The sequence below is a fragment of the Streptomyces sp. Da 82-17 genome, from assembly GCF_046098215.1.
Lineage (GTDB): Bacteria > Actinomycetota > Actinomycetes > Streptomycetales > Streptomycetaceae > Streptomyces.
Genome location: NZ_JBJURH010000014.1, coordinates 157,215 through 172,180, shown reverse-complemented (window position 1 = coordinate 172,180; position 14,966 = coordinate 157,215). Strand labels below are relative to the sequence as shown.

General features: G+C 73.0%; 16 protein-coding genes. 10 read left to right on the top strand and 6 right to left on the bottom strand.

Annotated features, from left to right (window positions below):
* The first annotated feature begins 3 nt into the window (after nt 1–3).
* Nucleotides 4–813 (top strand): universal stress protein, encoded by an 810-nt coding sequence (locus ACIDOF_RS23825; protein WP_409008089.1) that lies wholly within the window; start codon nt 4–6, stop codon nt 811–813.
* Nucleotides 814–944: 131 nt separating this feature from the next.
* Here the strand turns inward: ACIDOF_RS23825 and ACIDOF_RS23820 are convergent, their stop codons facing one another.
* The 3 genes from ACIDOF_RS23820 to ACIDOF_RS23810 form a co-directional block, all read right to left on the bottom strand.
* The gene (locus ACIDOF_RS23820; RefSeq protein WP_409008088.1) at nt 945–2,171 is read right to left on the bottom strand and encodes an NADH:flavin oxidoreductase; all 1,227 of its coding nucleotides are present in this window, start codon (nt 2,169–2,171) and stop codon (nt 945–947) included.
* A gap of 98 nt (nt 2,172–2,269) precedes the next feature.
* Nucleotides 2,270–2,767: a hypothetical protein gene (locus ACIDOF_RS23815; RefSeq protein WP_409008087.1), complete on the bottom strand. Its 498-nt coding sequence runs from the start codon at nt 2,765–2,767 to the stop codon at nt 2,270–2,272.
* Between the two features lie 127 nt (nt 2,768–2,894).
* Nucleotides 2,895–3,320: a DUF1801 domain-containing protein gene (locus ACIDOF_RS23810; RefSeq protein WP_409008086.1), complete on the bottom strand. Its 426-nt coding sequence runs from the start codon at nt 3,318–3,320 to the stop codon at nt 2,895–2,897.
* Between the two features lie 69 nt (nt 3,321–3,389).
* Here ACIDOF_RS23810 and ACIDOF_RS23805 point away from each other — a divergent pair, with 69 nt between their 5' ends.
* The 7 genes from ACIDOF_RS23805 to ACIDOF_RS23775 all read left to right on the top strand — a co-directional run bounded on the left by ACIDOF_RS23805 (nt 3,390) and on the right by ACIDOF_RS23775 (nt 9,583).
* Complete coding sequence (locus ACIDOF_RS23805) at nt 3,390–4,241, top strand: HipA family kinase (protein ID WP_409008085.1); 852 nt, start codon at nt 3,390–3,392, stop codon at nt 4,239–4,241.
* Nucleotides 4,238–4,621 carry a DUF3037 domain-containing protein gene (locus ACIDOF_RS23800; RefSeq protein WP_409008084.1) on the top strand — a complete coding sequence of 128 codons (384 nt, stop codon included), beginning with the start codon at nt 4,238–4,240 and terminating at the stop codon, nt 4,619–4,621. The genes ACIDOF_RS23805 and ACIDOF_RS23800 overlap by 4 nt, the downstream gene beginning before the upstream one ends.
* A 184-nt stretch (nt 4,622–4,805) precedes the next feature.
* Nucleotides 4,806–5,567, top strand: a complete 762-nt coding sequence (gene fabG, locus ACIDOF_RS23795) for a 3-oxoacyl-ACP reductase FabG (RefSeq protein WP_409008083.1) — start codon at nt 4,806–4,808, stop codon at nt 5,565–5,567.
* A gap of 35 nt (nt 5,568–5,602) precedes the next feature.
* Nucleotides 5,603–6,358, top strand: coding sequence for an SDR family oxidoreductase (locus tag ACIDOF_RS23790; protein WP_409008082.1), 756 nt, complete (start codon nt 5,603–5,605; stop codon nt 6,356–6,358).
* 152 nt (nt 6,359–6,510) lie between these two features.
* On the top strand, nt 6,511–8,094 hold the full coding sequence (locus tag ACIDOF_RS23785) for an ABC transporter substrate-binding protein (protein ID WP_409008081.1): 1,584 nt from the start codon (nt 6,511–6,513) through the stop codon (nt 8,092–8,094).
* A gap of 120 nt (nt 8,095–8,214) precedes the next feature.
* Complete coding sequence (locus ACIDOF_RS23780; protein ID WP_409008080.1) at nt 8,215–8,913, top strand: uracil-DNA glycosylase; 699 nt, start codon at nt 8,215–8,217, stop codon at nt 8,911–8,913.
* 139 nt (nt 8,914–9,052) lie between these two features.
* Nucleotides 9,053–9,583 (top strand): hypothetical protein, encoded by a 531-nt coding sequence (locus tag ACIDOF_RS23775; RefSeq protein WP_409008079.1) that lies wholly within the window; start codon nt 9,053–9,055, stop codon nt 9,581–9,583.
* A gap of 47 nt (nt 9,584–9,630) precedes the next feature.
* On the opposite strand, the gene ACIDOF_RS23770 is transcribed toward ACIDOF_RS23775, so the two are convergent.
* Together ACIDOF_RS23770 and ACIDOF_RS23765 are read right to left on the bottom strand one after the other, a co-directional pair.
* The gene (locus tag ACIDOF_RS23770; protein WP_409008078.1) at nt 9,631–10,137 is read right to left on the bottom strand and encodes a hypothetical protein; all 507 of its coding nucleotides are present in this window, start codon (nt 10,135–10,137) and stop codon (nt 9,631–9,633) included.
* 124 nt (nt 10,138–10,261) lie between these two features.
* Nucleotides 10,262–10,954 (bottom strand): TetR/AcrR family transcriptional regulator, encoded by a 693-nt coding sequence (locus ACIDOF_RS23765; protein ID WP_409008077.1) that lies wholly within the window; start codon nt 10,952–10,954, stop codon nt 10,262–10,264.
* A gap of 81 nt (nt 10,955–11,035) precedes the next feature.
* Here ACIDOF_RS23765 and ACIDOF_RS23760 point away from each other — a divergent pair, with 81 nt between their 5' ends.
* Both ACIDOF_RS23760 and ACIDOF_RS23755 read left to right on the top strand, forming a co-directional pair.
* Nucleotides 11,036–12,205, top strand: a complete 1,170-nt coding sequence (locus ACIDOF_RS23760) for an FAD-dependent monooxygenase (RefSeq protein WP_409008076.1) — start codon at nt 11,036–11,038, stop codon at nt 12,203–12,205.
* 126 nt (nt 12,206–12,331) lie between these two features.
* Nucleotides 12,332–13,273: a Gfo/Idh/MocA family protein gene (locus tag ACIDOF_RS23755; RefSeq protein WP_409008075.1), complete on the top strand. Its 942-nt coding sequence runs from the start codon at nt 12,332–12,334 to the stop codon at nt 13,271–13,273.
* Here ACIDOF_RS23755 and lnt read toward each other — a convergent pair.
* Entirely contained in the window at nt 13,161–14,870 is a 1,710-nt protein-coding gene (gene lnt, locus ACIDOF_RS23750; RefSeq protein WP_409008074.1) for an apolipoprotein N-acyltransferase, read from the bottom strand. The two genes, ACIDOF_RS23755 and lnt, sit on opposite strands and share 113 nt — an antisense overlap.
* Nucleotides 14,871–14,966: the final 96 nt, after the last annotated feature.

Here is a 14,966-nt window from a genome sequence, read left to right as displayed (position 1 = left end):
ACGGTGGGCAACCTCGTCGTCGTAGGAGTGGACGGTTCGCCGGCGAGTCTTGCCGCGGTCGAGCAGGCGGCGCGGGAGGCGCGGCGGCGCCGGGCGGAGCTGCGGGTGGTGAACGCGCTCAACTGGCCGGTCCGGCCGATGTACTCGCCGCTCGACACCTCGCCCCTCGACCGCCAGGTGGAGGAGGCCGCCGAGCGCGCCCGCAGCGTCGCCCCCGACGTGCAGGTCACGTCGGCCGTGGAGGGCGGCGAACCGGTGGCCGTCCTGGAGGCCGAGTCCCGCTCCGCCGACCTGCTGGTCCTCGGCACCCGCGGGAAGGGCGGCTTCCTCGGCATGCTCCTCGGCTCGACGGCCGCGTCCCTGGCGGCCCACGCCCAGTGCCCCGTACTGGTAGCCCGCGAGGACTCGGTCGAGGACGGTCCCGTCGTGCTCGCCGTCGACGGGTCGCCGCTGGGCCAGGAGGCGGTCGAGCTGGCCTTCGCCGAGGCCTCGCTGCGCGGTGCGGAACTGGTCGCCGTGCACGTCTGGCAGCCCGACCTGGCCCCGCCGGGCACGGGCGTCGAGGGCGCCGAGCGGCTCGTCGCGCAGGCCCTGGCCGGGCGGATGGAGAAGTACCCGGACGTGCGGGTCAGCCAGGACGTGCTGAGCGGCGAACCGCGCGAGACGCTGATCGAGGCGAGCCGGAACGCCCAGCTCCTGGTCGTCGGCGCGCGCGGCCGCGGCGGCTTCGCCGGTCTGCTCCTCGGCTCGGTCAGCCAGGCCCTGCTGCACCACGCCCACTGCTCGGTCGCCGTCGTACGCGGCAAGGAGTGACGGGCGGGCGGACGGCGCCATGCCGAGCGAACCGCCCGAACGAGCCACCCCGCCCGAACGAGCCGCCCCGCCCGAACGAATCGCCCCACCCGAACGAGCCGCCCCGGCAAGGAAGTTGACGTGGCGCGCGCTCACGCGAGCACGCAGCGCGTCCCCGAGAAGTTGGTCGGCATGCACTTGTTGCAGTGCACGCACAGCGAGCGCGCCGCGCTCTCGCGCCGTACCCGGTCGACGAAGTCCGGCTCGCGCAGCAGCGCGCGGGCCATCGCGACGAACTGGAAGCCCTCGGCCATCGCCAGGTCCATCGCGGCCCGGCCGGTGATCCCGCCGAGCAGCACCAGCGGAAGGTCGAGCGCGGCCCGGAACTGCCGGGCCTCCTCCAGCAGGAACGCGTCGCGGTAGGGGTACTCGCGCAGGAACCTCCCGCCGACCAGACGCACGCCGAGCCGCTGCGGCTGGGGCAGGGCGGCCGCGAAGTCCCGTACCGGGGCAGGGCCCTTGAACAGGTACATGGGGTTGAGCAGGGAGCTGCCCACGGTCAGTTCGAGGGCGTCGACCGAGCCGTCCGCCTCGATCCAGCGGGCGACCCGCAGGGCCTCGTCGAGCCAGAAGCCGCCGCCGACCCCGTCGTCCATGTTGAACTTCGCCAGGATCGCGATCCGGTCGCCCACCGCGTCCCGTACGGCCCGCACCGCGGCGCGCGCGACCTTCGCCCGGTTCTCCAGCGAACCCCCGTACGCGTCCCGGCGCTTGTTGATCCGCGGGCTGAGGAACGAGCTGGCGAAATAGTTGTGTCCGAGGTGCACCTCGACCGCGTCGAACCCCGACTCGACGGCCAGCTCGGCGGCGGTGCCGTGGGCGCGGACGATGCGGTCGACGTCGGCGGGGGTGGCCGCACGGGTGAACCGCCCGCCCAGCTGGTTGAACCGCCGGCTCGGCCCCAGCGCCGGCAGCCGGTTGGAGCGCGGGTTGGCGACCGGTCCCGCGTGCCCGAGCTGCGCGGAGGCGGCGGCCCCCTCGGCGTGCACGGCCTCGGTGAGCCGCCGCAGCCCCGGCGCGGCCTCGGGCCGCATCCAGATCTGGTCGTACTGCGTACGCCCCTCGGGCGCGACCGCGCAGTAGGCGACGGTGGTCATGCCCACCCCGCCCGCCGCCACGGCCCGGTGGAACGCGACCAGTTCGTCGGTGACGAGCCCGCCGTCGCTGCGGCCCTCGAACGTGGCGGCCTTGACGGTCCGGTTCCGCAGCCGCAGCGGACCGATCCGCCCCGGCGACAGCACATCGGGAACGGCCGCGCCGGTCACGGAGGCGGGTGCGGGTTCGCCGGTCGCGGGAACGGGAAGGGGCTTGCCGGTCATGCGGCCTCCTGGGTGAGAGGGGTGCCTCGACCGCGCCATCTGTAGCGGCTCGCACCGGCGATTGCCATGGCCGCGACACCCTCGTCCGTGGGCGAGCCTCACCGCGTCGCGAGCGCCCGCTTCCCCCGCAGGTCCTCGGCCTGGTACGTGCCGCCCGCCTTGTCGGTGACGGTGAGCGTGAACGCCGAGTAGACGCGCCTGCCGTCGACCGTCCTCGGGTCGAGGAGGCGGAGCGTCGCCTTCAGCGGCCTGTCCAGGCAGGTCTCGGCGCACCAGCTCCCGGTCACCCGCCCGACCCCGACCGCCTGCTCCGCGCCCCAGCGCTCCCACCGCAGCCCGTGCGCGGTGGTGAACTCCGACAGCACCAGGCGCTCGGGCCGCCGCTGCGCGCTCCCGGCCTCCGCGTTCGCCTCGCCGTGGTGGTTCAGTACGTACGGCTTGGCCGCGGCCGAACGTTCCGCCGCGTCACCCGGGCCGAGGGCGGCGTCCGGCACGAGGGCGGCGCTCGCCGACGGGGCCGAGGCGGCCAGGGCGAGCGCGGCCGCGGTGGCGAGAGCAGCGGTCAGGGCGGCGGTCTGCTTCGTGGTGCTGTTCATGCTTTCCTGCTCCGATGTGGTGGGGGTCACAGCAGAGGAAAGCTATAGCGGGCCGCGGTCGCACCGGCCCGAACGGCCGCGGCGACACGAAAGCCCCATCAGAAGGGAGGCGGAAGCGAGCGTGCGTTCAGAACAGCTCGTCGCCGGGCAGCGCCGCCGCCTGCCGGATCCAGTCCGCGACGAGGTCCTCGTCGATCCCCTCGTCCTCGCGGATGTCGAGGTACCGCACCCGCTCGTGCTTGGAGCTGCCCGGCGGCTGCGGGTCGAGCGAGGAGCCGTTGAGCCAGGTGACCTTCACGTACGAGGTGAAGCAGTGGAAGCTCAGGAACCAGCCGTTGTCGGGGACGCCGTAGAACGGGGAGTTCCAGCGAACCGCCTTGCGCACGCCGGGAGTCGTGCGGACCACGAGCTCGTCCAGACGCCGGCCGACGTCCCGCTTCCAGCCCGGCATGGCCTCGATGTATGCGGCTACCGGCCCCTCGCCGTCGCCCTTCGGGATCTGCGGGTTGCCGCCGGACAGCAACTTCGGCTGCTGCGGTGCTTTTCCGGTCATAGGCCGCATTTTAGTGCCGCTGTTCGATCACGCCCGCCCCGTCCGGTCCAGGCCGGATAACCTCGAGCAATGCTCACCGAAGTCACAGCGACCCGCTATGTCACGCCCTTGCGTGAGGGCGGCTCGCTCCCCGGGATCGTCGAGGCGGACGACCTCGGGACGTACGTCATGAAGTTCACCGGCGCGGGCCAGGGCCGCAAGACGCTCGTCGCGGAGGTCGTCTGCGGGCAGCTGGCGCGCGGGCTCGGGCTGCGGGTGCCGGACCTCGTGCAGATCCAGCTCGACCCGGTGATCGGCCTGGGCGAGCCGGACCAGGAGGTGCAGGAGCTGCTCAAGGCCAGCGGCGGCCTCAACCTCGGCATGGACTACCTGCCGGGCTCGCTCGGCTTCGACCCGCTCGCGTACGAGGTGAGCGCCGCGGAGGCGGGCCGCGTGGTCTGGTTCGACGCGCTGATCAACAACGTCGACCGGTCCTGGCGCAACCCCAACATGCTGGTGTGGCACGGCGACCTGTGGCTGATCGACCACGGCGCCAGCATGATCTGGCACCACAACTGGCGCACCGCCCAGGCCGCCGCGGCCAAGCCGTACGACGCGTCCGACCACGCCCTCGCGCCCTTCGGCCCGGACGTCGCCGCGGCCGCCGCGGAACTCGCCCCGCGCGTCACCGAGGAACTCCTCACCGCGGCCGCCGCCGACGTGCCCGACGAGTGGCTGGTCGACGAGCCCGGCTTCGACACCCCTGACGCCCTGCGCCGCGCGTACGTCGACGTGCTGCTCGCCCGCGTCCAGGGCCTCGCCGAGCGGATCACCCTCGGCCCCCGGGTCGAGCGGAAGCAGGCCAACCCGCCCGGCTGGCTCACCGACCACCTCCCCGCATGGCCGCACACCGGCAAGACCGAGAAGGACGCAGGCCAGTGACCGAGCGCGATGTCTTCGAGTACGCGCTGCTGCGCGTCGTCCCGCGCGTGGAGCGCGGCGAGCTGTTCAACGCGGGCGTGGTGGTCTACTGCCGCGCCAGGTCCTTCGTGGCCGCCCGCACCCACCTCGACGAGCGCAAGCTGACCGCGCTCGACCCGGCCGCCGACGTCGCGGGCGTACGGGCCGCGCTGCGCGCCGTCGAAGGCGTCTGCCGGGGCGGCGCGGACGCGGGGCAGGCGGCCAGGGACGACGCGGGCCGGCGCTTCCGCTGGCTGATCGCACCCCGCTCCACGGTCGTCCAGCCCGGCCCCGTGCACACCGGCCTGACCGCCGACCCGGAGGCCGAAGCGGAACGCCTCCTGGACCTCCTGGTGCGCTGACCCGGCCCCGGACGACCGACGTGCTGAAGCCCTGGCACCCGGTGGGCCGTTGACACCGGGTGCCAGGGCTTCTAGCGTCACGGATGCTGTAGGTACTAAGCGGTCGCTCACCGAACGGGACGTGCCCCGGGCCGGGGCGCCGCGAGAGCCGCGAAGCCGTATCCAAGGGCGAGGGAGAACCAGCATGTCCACCACCGAGCAGCGCGTCGCCGTAGTCACCGGAGCCGCACGCGGCATCGGCGCCGCCACCGCGATCCGACTGGCCGCCGAAGGCCGCGCCGTCGCCGTCATCGACCTCGACGAGGCCGCCTGCAAGGACACCGTCGAGCAGATCCGGGCCGCCGGCGGCACGGCGCTCGCCGTCGGCTGCGACGTCTCCGACGAGGAGCAGGTCGAGGCCGCCGTCGCGCGGATCGCGGACGAGCTCGGCGCGCCCACGATCCTGGTCAACAACGCGGGCGTGCTCCGCGACAACCTGCTCTTCAAGATGAGCGCGTCCGACTGGGACACGGTCATGAACGTCCACCTGCGCGGCGCCTTCCTGATGTCCAAGGCCTGCCAGAAGCACATGGTGGACGCCAAGTTCGGCCGGATCGTCAACCTCTCCAGCTCGTCCGCGCTCGGCAACCGCGGCCAGGTCAACTACTCGGCGGCCAAGGCCGGCCTGCAGGGCTTCACCAAGACCCTCGCCAAGGAGCTCGGCAAGTTCGGCGTCACCGCCAACTCCGTCGCCCCCGGCTTCATCGTCACCGAGATGACGAAGGCCACCGCCGAGCGCGTCGGCATGGGCTTCGAGGAGTTCCAGGCCGCGGCCGCCACCCAGATCCCGGTCCAGCGCGTCGGCCGCCCCGACGACATCGCCAACGCCATCGCCTTCTTCACCGGCGACGCCGCGGGCTTCGTCTCCGGCCAGGTCATGTACGTCGCCGGCGGCCCGCTCAACTGACCCGGCCGCACCCCGACAGACGCAAAGGACGGAACATGACCGTGCAGGACAGCGGGCGCGCGGCGCTCGTCACCGGCGCGAGCCGCGGCATCGGATACGGCATCGCCGAGGCGCTCGTCGCCCGCGGCGACCGGGTCTGCATCACGGGCCGCAACGAGGACGCCCTCAAGGAGGCCGTCGAGAAGCTCGGCTCCGACCGGGTCATCGGCGTCGCAGGCAAGGCCCACGACGAGGCCCACCAGGCCGTCGCCGTCGAGCGCGCCATGGAGGCCTTCGGCCGCCTCGACTACCTGGTCAACAACGCCGGTACGAACCCGGTGTTCGGGCCGATGGCCGACCTCGACCTGAACGTGGCCCGCAAGGTCTTCGAGACCAACGTGATCTCGGCCCTCGGCTTCGCCCAGCAGACGTGGAAGGCCTGGCAGTCGGAGAACGGCGGCGCGATCGTCAACATCGCCTCGATCGCCGGCGTCTCGGCGTCGCCGTTCGTCGGCGCGTACGGCATGAGCAAGGCCGCGATGGTCAACCTGACCCTGCAGCTCGCGCACGAGTTCGCCCCCAAGGTGCGGGTCAACGCCATCGCGCCCGCCGTGGTGAAGACCAAGTTCGCCAAGGCGCTGTACGAGGGCCGCGAGGAGGAGGTCGTCGCCGCCTACCCGCTCGGCCGGCTCGGCGTGCCCGCGGACATCGGCGGGGCCGCCGCGTTCCTCACCTCCGACCAGTCGGACTGGGTCACGGGGCAGACGCTCGTCGTGGACGGCGGCATCTTCCTCAATGCGGGCGTCGGCTGACCAAACGCCCAAGCCGGAAACGCAGCCGCGTACCCCGGCAGAACGTGACGACTCAGTACATCAAGTGCCCTGCCCGGCCTGGACGTTGGCCGGGCAGGGCACTGCGGTAAGGTGCGCCAACCCCCTGGCGTGGTTGATCGAGGAGCGTGCGCGTGTTCAACCGGACCCGAAGTCTGCAGGCCGCTGCGACTCTTGCGTCCATATCCCTGCTCGCGGGATGCGGTGTCTTCACTTCCGAAAGCACCGACGAGGAGAAGCCGATCGTCGTCGGCACCACCAGTGCGCCCAGCACTCTCGACCCCGCCGCGGCCTGGGACGGATCCTGGGAGCTGTACCGGAACGTCTACCAGACCCTGGTCAGCTACCCGACGGGCGCGGCGACCCCCGAGCCGGACGCCGCCGAGGCCTGCGAGTTCACCGACGAGTCGAACACCGCGTACCACTGCAAGCTGCGCGAGGGCCTGAAGTTCTCCGACGGGGACGCGCTGGACGCCAAGGCCGTCAAGCACTCCATCGACCGGATCGGCAAGATCGGCGTCAAGGGCGGCCCCTCCGGCCTCCTCGGCAGCCTGGAGCGCGTCACGACCAACGGCGACCGCGACGTCACCTTCCACCTGAAGAAGTCCGACGCGACCTTCCCGTTCGTCCTCGCCACCCCGGCCATGTCGATCGTGGACCCGCAGGAGTACCCCGCGGACTCGCTGCGCAAGAGCAGCAAGATCGTCGGCTCCGGCCCGTACGTCCTGGACTCGTACGAGGAGGGCAAGACCGCCGAACTCACCCGGAACCAGAACTACAAGGGCTTCGCCGAGCGCAAGAACAACGCCGTCACCATCCGCTACTTCCAGGACTCGGCCGCCATGGTCAAGGCGCTGCGGAAGAAGCAGATCGACGTCACGTTCCGCGGTCTCACCTCGCAGGACATCGTCGACCTGCAGGGCCCGGAGGCCGCCGAGGCCAAGCTGCAGCTGGTCGAGGGCGCGGGCACCGAGACCCGCTTCCTGGTCTTCAACCCCAAGGACCAGTGGGCCAAGAACCCCGCGGTGCGCGAGGCCTTCGCCCAGGTCATCGACCGCGGCGCCATCGCGCACAACATCTACAAGGACACCGTCGAGCCGCTCTACTCGATGGTCCCGACCGGCGTCGCCGGCCACACCACGGGCTTCTTCGACACGTACGGCAAGCCCAGCGCGGCCAAGGCGAAGAAGATCCTCACCGAGGCCGGCATCACCCGCCCCGTCCCGCTCACCCTCTGGTACGCCACCGACCGCTACGGCTCGGTCACCAAGCCGGAGTTCGAGGAGATCAAGCGCCAGCTGAACGACTCCGGCCTCTTCGACGTGACCGTCAAGGGCCGCCCCTGGAAGCAGTTCGAGGAGGGCTTCCGCAAGGGCGAGTACCCGGTCTTCGGCCGCGGCTGGTTCCCGGACTTCCCGGACCCGGAGAACTTCATCGCGCCCTTCGTCGGCGAGCGCAACAACCTGGGCACGCCGTACGCGAGCCCGCGCATCACCGACCAGCTGCTGCCGCAGTCGCGCCGTGAGACGGACCGCGGCGCCGTGGCCGAGGAGTTCGAGAAGGCCCAGGAGATCCTCGTCGAGGACGCCCGCCTGCTGCCGCTCTGGCAGGGCAAGCAGTACGTCGCGGCCTCCGAGGAGATCGCCGGCGGCGAGCGCGCCCTCGACCCGTCGACGATCATGACGATGTGGGAGCTGAGCCGGAAGACCAGCTGGTAGCCACGGCTGCGGAGCGTGAACTGCCCGAAGGGCGGCCGGAATCCGGCCGCCCTTCGGCGTTGTCAGTGGTCGGCGGTAGGTTCGACGGTGAGAAGTGACCGCACCATGGAGGTTGTTCACGTGACGGACCCGACCACCGCAGCCCTGCTCCCCGCGTCCTGGCGCGAGGTTCTCGGCGAGGAGCTGGACAAGCCCTACTTCAAGGAGCTCACCGAGTTCGTCGAGGAGGAGCGCGCGAAGGGCCCCGTCTACCCGCCCCGCGACCAGGTCTTCGCCGCCCTGGACGCCACGCCGTACGAGGACGTGAAGGTCCTCGTCCTCGGCCAGGACCCGTATCACGGCGAGGGCCAGGGCCACGGCCTGTGCTTCTCGGTCCGCCCCGGCGTGAAGACCCCGCCCTCCCTGCGGAACATCTACAAGGAGATGCAGGCCGAGCTCGGCACCCCCATCCCGGACAACGGCTATCTGATGCCCTGGGCCCGGCAGGGCGTGCTGCTGCTGAACGCGGTGCTCACGGTCCGCGCCGGCGAGGCCAACTCCCACAAGGGCAAGGGCTGGGAGAAGTTCACGGACGCCGTGATCCGCGCGGTCGCCTCCCGCCCCGACCCGGCGGTCTTCGTGCTGTGGGGGAACTACGCGCAGAAGAAGCTGCCCCTGATCGACGAGGAGCGGCACATCGTGGTGAAGGGCGCCCACCCCTCGCCGCTGTCGGCGAAGAAGTTCTTCGGCTCGCAGCCGTTCACGCAGATCAACAAGGCGGTCGCCGCCCAGGGCCACACGCCCATCGACTGGCGCATCCCGGACCTGGGATCCGCCTGACCGACCGGCCCGGGCCCGCCGCCGTCCGCATCCGCCGCCATCCGCATCCCGCGCGTACGCGCCTGACCCGGATTGTCAGCGGTGGCGGATAGCGTCGACGGTGTTCGCAAATGATGGTCGTACGAGTCGGGAGAACGCAGTGGCGGAGCAGCAGGAGCAGACGTCCGAGGACGCCGTGATGGCACGGGCGGGGCAAGCGATCATGCTGCATCGCGCAGGGGACCGCGAGGAGGCCCGCAACCGCCTCCTCGAACTGTGGACGGAGATCGGCGAGGACGGCGATCCGCTGCACCGCGTCACGATCGCGCACTACATGGCGGACACCCAGGACGACCCGGCGGACGAGCTGGCCTGGGACCTGCGGGCCCTCACGGCCGCCGACGTCCTGACCGACGAGCGTCTGGAGCAGCACCACAGATCGCTCGAAGTCCGCGCGTTCTACCCGTCGTTGCACCTCAACCTCGCGGCGGACTATGTGAAGCTCCACCGCGAGGACGAGGCCCGCGGGCACATCCGCAAGGCCCGCGGCGCGATCGGCGCCCTCGGGGACGACGCGTACAGCCACGGCATCCGCGCCGCCATCGAGCGCCTGGAACTCCAGCTGGGCCAGGACGGCGAAGACGGCACGGAGGGCGGCGGCCAGGTGGCCCCGCCCCGCAAGGAGGACTAGGCGGGAGGGGGAGGGGCCTGGAACGTCCGGGGCCTCCCCCTCGCCCCTCAACTCCCGTACGCGCCCCGGCAGATGCGCGCCTGCGGGCTGTCCGGGCCCCACTGGCCGTACCGCTCACCGAGCCCGCAGACGCCCTCGCCCGGCAGCAGATGCTTCGGGCGTACGGGGGAGTCGGACAGGGAGGGGATGCGCGGGCCGTCGGCCGACTCCTCGCCCTGGCCCCGGTCGGCGGTCCCTTCGGGGCGCCGGGCGTCGTCGGGTCGGGGGCCGGCGGGGGAGCGGCGGTGTTTCGCCTGCTCGGGGACGCGCAGCGAGTCCGTGGACTTCGGGGCGACGGGCCGCATCAGCCGTAACGCCTCGTCCGCCGGGGCGGTGACGATCTTCGGCCGGTCGGCCCGGCCGTTCTGCGGGGCGGGCAGCGGCCCGCCGTCCTCTCCGTGCCCCGCGTCGGACCGCGCATGCGGCACGGCCGCACCCCCCACGGACACGCAACCGCTGACGGCCGAAGCGGTCATGACGATGAGCAGGCCGGCCACGGCCCTCGTTCGATGCATCTGCGCAACTCTGGTGTGCGCACGCCCGCTTGAGCGAGGAATCGCCCTCAGAATGCCCCGCACGTGTGAACCTTGATCGTTCGGCTCGACAGTGCGCCGCCCGGCCGCGACCCGGTGCCCTGCCCTAACCCCGCCGTCCGCCGCTCCCCAGTATCCCGTCCAGCAACTCCCGGAAACCGGTGCGGAGTTCGTCCCGCGACGGCACCTCCGCGTGGTACGAGCCCGCCGTGCAGGAGAAGAGGAGGCCCTCGCTCCAGGCCACGAGGGCGAGCGTGTGACGGCGCGGGGCCGGGGAGCCCGCCGCCGTCAGCATGGCCTCGACCGCCTCGCGGAACTGCGCGCCCTGCTCGTCGTAGAACGACCGCAGCTCCGGACGGCGGGTCGCTTCGAGGGCCAACTCGTAGCGGGAAACCGTCAGTTGGCGGTGCTCCGTGAGGGCGCGGTGCAGGGCCAGGGCGAGCGTGTCCGCGAGGGCCTCGGCGCCGCCGGCCGGGTCGGGCGCCTCCGACGGCATCAAGGTCTGCGCCTCGCGCTCCGCCTGCCGTCGCACCGTCGCCTCCAGCAGCGCGAGCCGCGTGCGGGCGTGATTGGACGTCGAGCCCTGCGGCAGCCCCGCCGCCTCGTCGACAGCGCGATGCGTCAGCCCGCGCATGCCGCGCTCCGCGAGCAGCTCGATCGCGGTGTCGGCGATCAACTCGGCGCGGGAGGTCCGTGGAGAGCCGTCGGCGTGCGAGGGGCCGGGCGTGCGCGACGAGTTCGAGGCGCGGTCTGCGCGGTCGGCGCGAGCGGTGTCGGTGGCGCGGGTGCGGTCGGGCATGGGGCCAGCCTATCCCGTACGACTACAGGTGTAGTAACGTCGGTCACGGGAATCACTACAGGTGTAGTTGCAGGAGGAGTCATGGCCCGTGCCATCGTGATCGGAGGGGGCGTCGGCGGTCTCACCGCGGCCGTCGCGCTGCACCAGCAGGGCTGGGCGGTGACCGTCCTGGAGCGCTCACCCGCGCTCGAACCCGTGGGCGCGGGCATCTCCCTCTCGCCCAACGCCCAGCGCGCCCTCGACGTCGTCGGGCTCGGCGACCGGATCCGGGACCTCGCCGCCTGGCAGCGCGACGGCGGCCTGCGCACCCCGAGCGGGCGGTGGCTCTCCCGCACCAGCAGCGAGGCCCTCGCCGAGCGGTTCGGCGGCTCCCTCGTCCTGCTGCACCGCGCGACCCTCGTCGACGTCCTCCGCTCCCGCCTGCCGGACAGCGCTGTGCACACCGGCCGCGCCGCCCGCCTCACCGACCCCGGCGGACCCGGCCGACCCGCCACGGTCGGCACCGACGACGGCGACCTGGAGGCCGAGCTCGTCGTCGGCGCCGACGGCATCAACTCCGGTGTCCGCGCGGCCCTGTTCCCCGGCCACCCCGGACCCGCGTACGCCGGATTCACCACCTGGCGGGTCGTCGTGCCCGCGCCCGAACGGCACTTCGGCTCGCACGAGACATGGGGGCGCGGCGAGTTGTGGGGCTCGCACCTGATGAAGGACGGCCGGGCGTACGCCTACGCCGCGGCCGGCGTGCCCGCCGGGTGGCAGGCGCCCGGCGGTGAACGGGCCGAGCTGCTGCGGCGGTTCGGGCACTGGCACGAGCCGATCCCGGAGATCCTCGCCGGGGTCGCGGCCGAGCAGATCCTGCGGCACGACGTGTACTGGATGCGGGACCCGCTGCCCGCCTACCACAAGGGCCGGGTCGCCCTCCTCGGCGACGCCGCGCACGCCATGACGCCCAGCCTCGGCCAGGGCGGCAACCAGGCCGTCGAGGACGCGGTGGTCCTCGCCCACCACGTCGACCCGGAGCGGGAGCCGGGGCCTGCGCTCGCCGCGTACACCGCGGAGCGGCTGCCGCGCACCATGAGCGTCGTCACGAAGGCGTACCGGACGGGGCGGATCAACACCACGCGGTTCAGCCGGCCGGTGACGCTGCTGCGGAACGGGCTGATCGCCGGAGTGAACAAGCTCGGCCCGAACCTCGTCCTCCGCACCCTCGACGGCATCGTGGACTGGCGGCCACCACAGCACCGCGGCTGACCTGCGCTCCCGCTCCGCAGGCACGCCCCCGTATGCTTCCCGCACGACCGGCACCGGGCCGCCGCGAGCGCGCCCGCGCAAACAGCCGCCGGTCCGGAATCACCACGCACAGCAGGGAGCACGCACGTGAAGGTCGGCTGCATCGGACTCGGGGACATCGCGCAGAAGGCGTATCTGCCCGTGCTCGGCGCGCTCCCCGACGTCGAGCTGCACCTGCAGACCCGTACGCCCGCGACGCTCGCCCGGGTCGCCGCCGCGCACCGCGTGCCCGCCGCGCAGGCCCACACCGACCTGGACGCGCTCCTCGCGCAGGGCCTCGACGCGGCGTTCGTGCACGCGCCGACCGTCGCCCACCCCGACATCGTGGGGCGGCTCCTCGAAGCGGGCGTCGCCACGTACGTCGACAAGCCGCTCGCGTACGAACTGGCCGAGTCGCAGCGGCTCGTGGAGCTCGCGGAGGAGCGGAACGTCAGCCTCGCCGTCGGCTTCAACCGGCGGCTCGCGCCCGGGTACGCGCAGTGCGCCGAGCATCCGCGCGAGCTGATCGTGATGCAGAAGAACCGCGTCGGGCTGCCGGAGGACCCGCGGACGCTGGTCCTGGACGACTTCATCCACGTCGTGGACACCCTGCGGTTCCTCGTGCCCGGCGAGGTCGACGACGTGTCCGTGCGGGCGCGGACGCGGGACGGGCTCCTGCACCACGTGGTCCTTCAGCTCGCCGGTGACGGCTTCACCGCGCTCGGCATCATGAACCGGCTCAGCGGCTCGACCGAGGAGATCCTGGAGGTCTCCGGCCAGGACACCAAGCGCGAGGTGCGCAACCTCGCCGAGGTCATCGACCACAAGGGTCAGCCGACGGTGCGCAGGCGCGGCGACTGGGTGCCGGTCGCCCGACAGCGCGGCATCGAGCAGGCGGTCCTTTCCTTCCTCGACGCGGTCCGCGCGGGCCGGGTCCTCAGTGCCCGGGACGCCCTGGCGACGCATGAGCTGTGCGAGCGGGTCGTCCTGGAGGCGCAGGCCGCGGGCTCCCGGAAGAGCGGCGCGGGGTCCGCGGGCGCCTGCGCCTGAGCGCCCGTACCGACTCCGCCGCGCAGAACAGGACGAGCGCGGCGAGCGCCCCGTACACCGCCCAGTCGCCGAGGGCGACGTACAGCGTGGTGCCGGTGGCGAGGGGCACGTCGTACGTCCGGGCCGTGCTCGCGTCCGTGCCGAGGGTGTCGCCGACGCGGGCGCCGTCCGGGCCGTGCACGGCGGAGATCCCGGTGAGCGTGGCGTGCACCATCGGGCGGCCGTTCTCGGCGGCGCGCACCGCGGCGAGCGACGCGTGCTGCGCGGGCGCCCAGCTGTCCTGGAACGTGGACGTCGCCGACTGCGCGAGCAGCAACTGGGCGCCGGAGCGCGTCAGATGGCGGCTCATGTCGGGGAACGCCGACTCGAAGCACACCAGCGGCCCCACCATCCCGAACGGCTGCGCCCCCGAGGCGCCCGGCGCACCCTCCGCGACCGGGATGACGACCGGAGCGGTGCCGCGCCTGCGGTCCTCGCCCGCCGCCTTGCCGACCGAGGTGGCCCAGCCGAGCAGGGCGCGCGCCGGGATGTACTCGCCGAACGGCACGAGCCGCATCTTGTCGTAGCGCCCGCCGGTCGGCCCCTCGGGGCCCACCAGAATCGCGGACTTGAAGATTCCGGGCTGGTCGGAGCGGCGCGCGTCGACGTTCACCAGGATCTGCGCGCCGACCTCCCGGGACAGCTGCGCGATCCGCCGCGCGAGGTCGGGCCGCCGCCCCAGGTCGTACCCGACGCTGCTCTCGCCCCACACGACGAGGTCCACGCCGCGGCCGGCCAGCGTGCGGGTCAGCTCCTCCTCGCGCGCGAACCGCCGCTCCGCTCCGCCCGCCCCGTCGATCACCCCCGGCTGTACGACGGCGATCCGCGCCGAGCCCGCAGCCTCGGGGCGCGGCGCCCACGCCCCGGCCGCGGTGCCCGCGAGGGCCACGACGACGAGCCCCGCGACGGCCCGCACGCGGGCCCGCCGCTCCGCGATCAGCACGGCGAGAGCGGTGTTCACTGCGACGACGAGCAGGCTCACCAGCCACACCCCGCCCACCGAGGCGACCCGCAGTGCCGGGCCGACCTGCCACTGGCTCGATCCGAGCAGCCCCCACGGGCCGCCCAACCCCTCCCAGGACCGGACCAGTTCGACCATCAGCCACGCGGACGGCACGAGCACGAGCGCCGCGGCCACACGCCGGGCCGGGACCCCGTGCCCGTCCGGTCGGGCGCCGAGCAGCCGCCGTACGAGCAGTCCCCAGGGCGCCCACAGCGCGCCGAGCAGCGCGGCGATCACGAACGTGAACACGTGCAGGCTCGGCAGCAGCCAGTGATGCACCGCGAGCATGAACCCGAACCCGCCGAGCCACCCGTCGTACGCGGCCCTGCGCGCGGTCGGCGCCGAGCGGGCGAGCAGCAGCCACGGCACGAGCGCGACATACGCGAACCACCACCAGGACGGCTCGGGGAAGGCCAGCGCGGGGAGCGCGCCCGCGAGGACGGCGAGGGCGCCGCGCACCCAGCGGGAGTCGAGCCGCCGCTGCTGCACACCTCGCCGGCCGCTGCCCTGGTCGCCGTCTCGCTGCGCGCCGGTCGACGAGCCGGTCAGCTCCATGCCGTGCCTCCATCCGGCGCGCCCGGTGCGTGCGTACGTCCAGTGTGCGCCCGCCCGGCGATCTTCGACAGAGGGCGTGGGGCGTGGGGGAGGGGC

Bases quoted from the DNA above. Each gene is read 5' to 3' on its own strand.
- ACIDOF_RS23820 (WP_409008088.1), bottom strand. From the start codon at position 2,171: ATGACCGGCAAGCCCCTTCCCGTTCCCGCGACCGGCGAACCCGCACCC.
- ACIDOF_RS23760 (WP_409008076.1), top strand. From the start codon at position 11,036: ATGGCCCGTGCCATCGTGATCGGAGGGGGCGTCGGCGGTCTCACCGCG.
- lnt (WP_409008074.1), bottom strand. From the start codon at position 14,870: ATGGAGCTGACCGGCTCGTCGACCGGCGCGCAGCGAGACGGCGACCAG.
- ACIDOF_RS23770 (WP_409008078.1), bottom strand. From the start codon at position 10,137: ATGCATCGAACGAGGGCCGTGGCCGGCCTGCTCATCGTCATGACCGCT.
- fabG (WP_409008083.1), top strand. From the start codon at position 4,806: ATGTCCACCACCGAGCAGCGCGTCGCCGTAGTCACCGGAGCCGCACGC.
- ACIDOF_RS23815 (WP_409008087.1), bottom strand. From the start codon at position 2,767: ATGAACAGCACCACGAAGCAGACCGCCGCCCTGACCGCTGCTCTCGCC.
- ACIDOF_RS23765 (WP_409008077.1), bottom strand. From the start codon at position 10,954: ATGCCCGACCGCACCCGCGCCACCGACACCGCTCGCGCCGACCGCGCA.
- ACIDOF_RS23810 (WP_409008086.1), bottom strand. From the start codon at position 3,320: ATGACCGGAAAAGCACCGCAGCAGCCGAAGTTGCTGTCCGGCGGCAAC.
- ACIDOF_RS23805 (WP_409008085.1), top strand. From the start codon at position 3,390: ATGCTCACCGAAGTCACAGCGACCCGCTATGTCACGCCCTTGCGTGAG.
- ACIDOF_RS23790 (WP_409008082.1), top strand. From the start codon at position 5,603: ATGACCGTGCAGGACAGCGGGCGCGCGGCGCTCGTCACCGGCGCGAGC.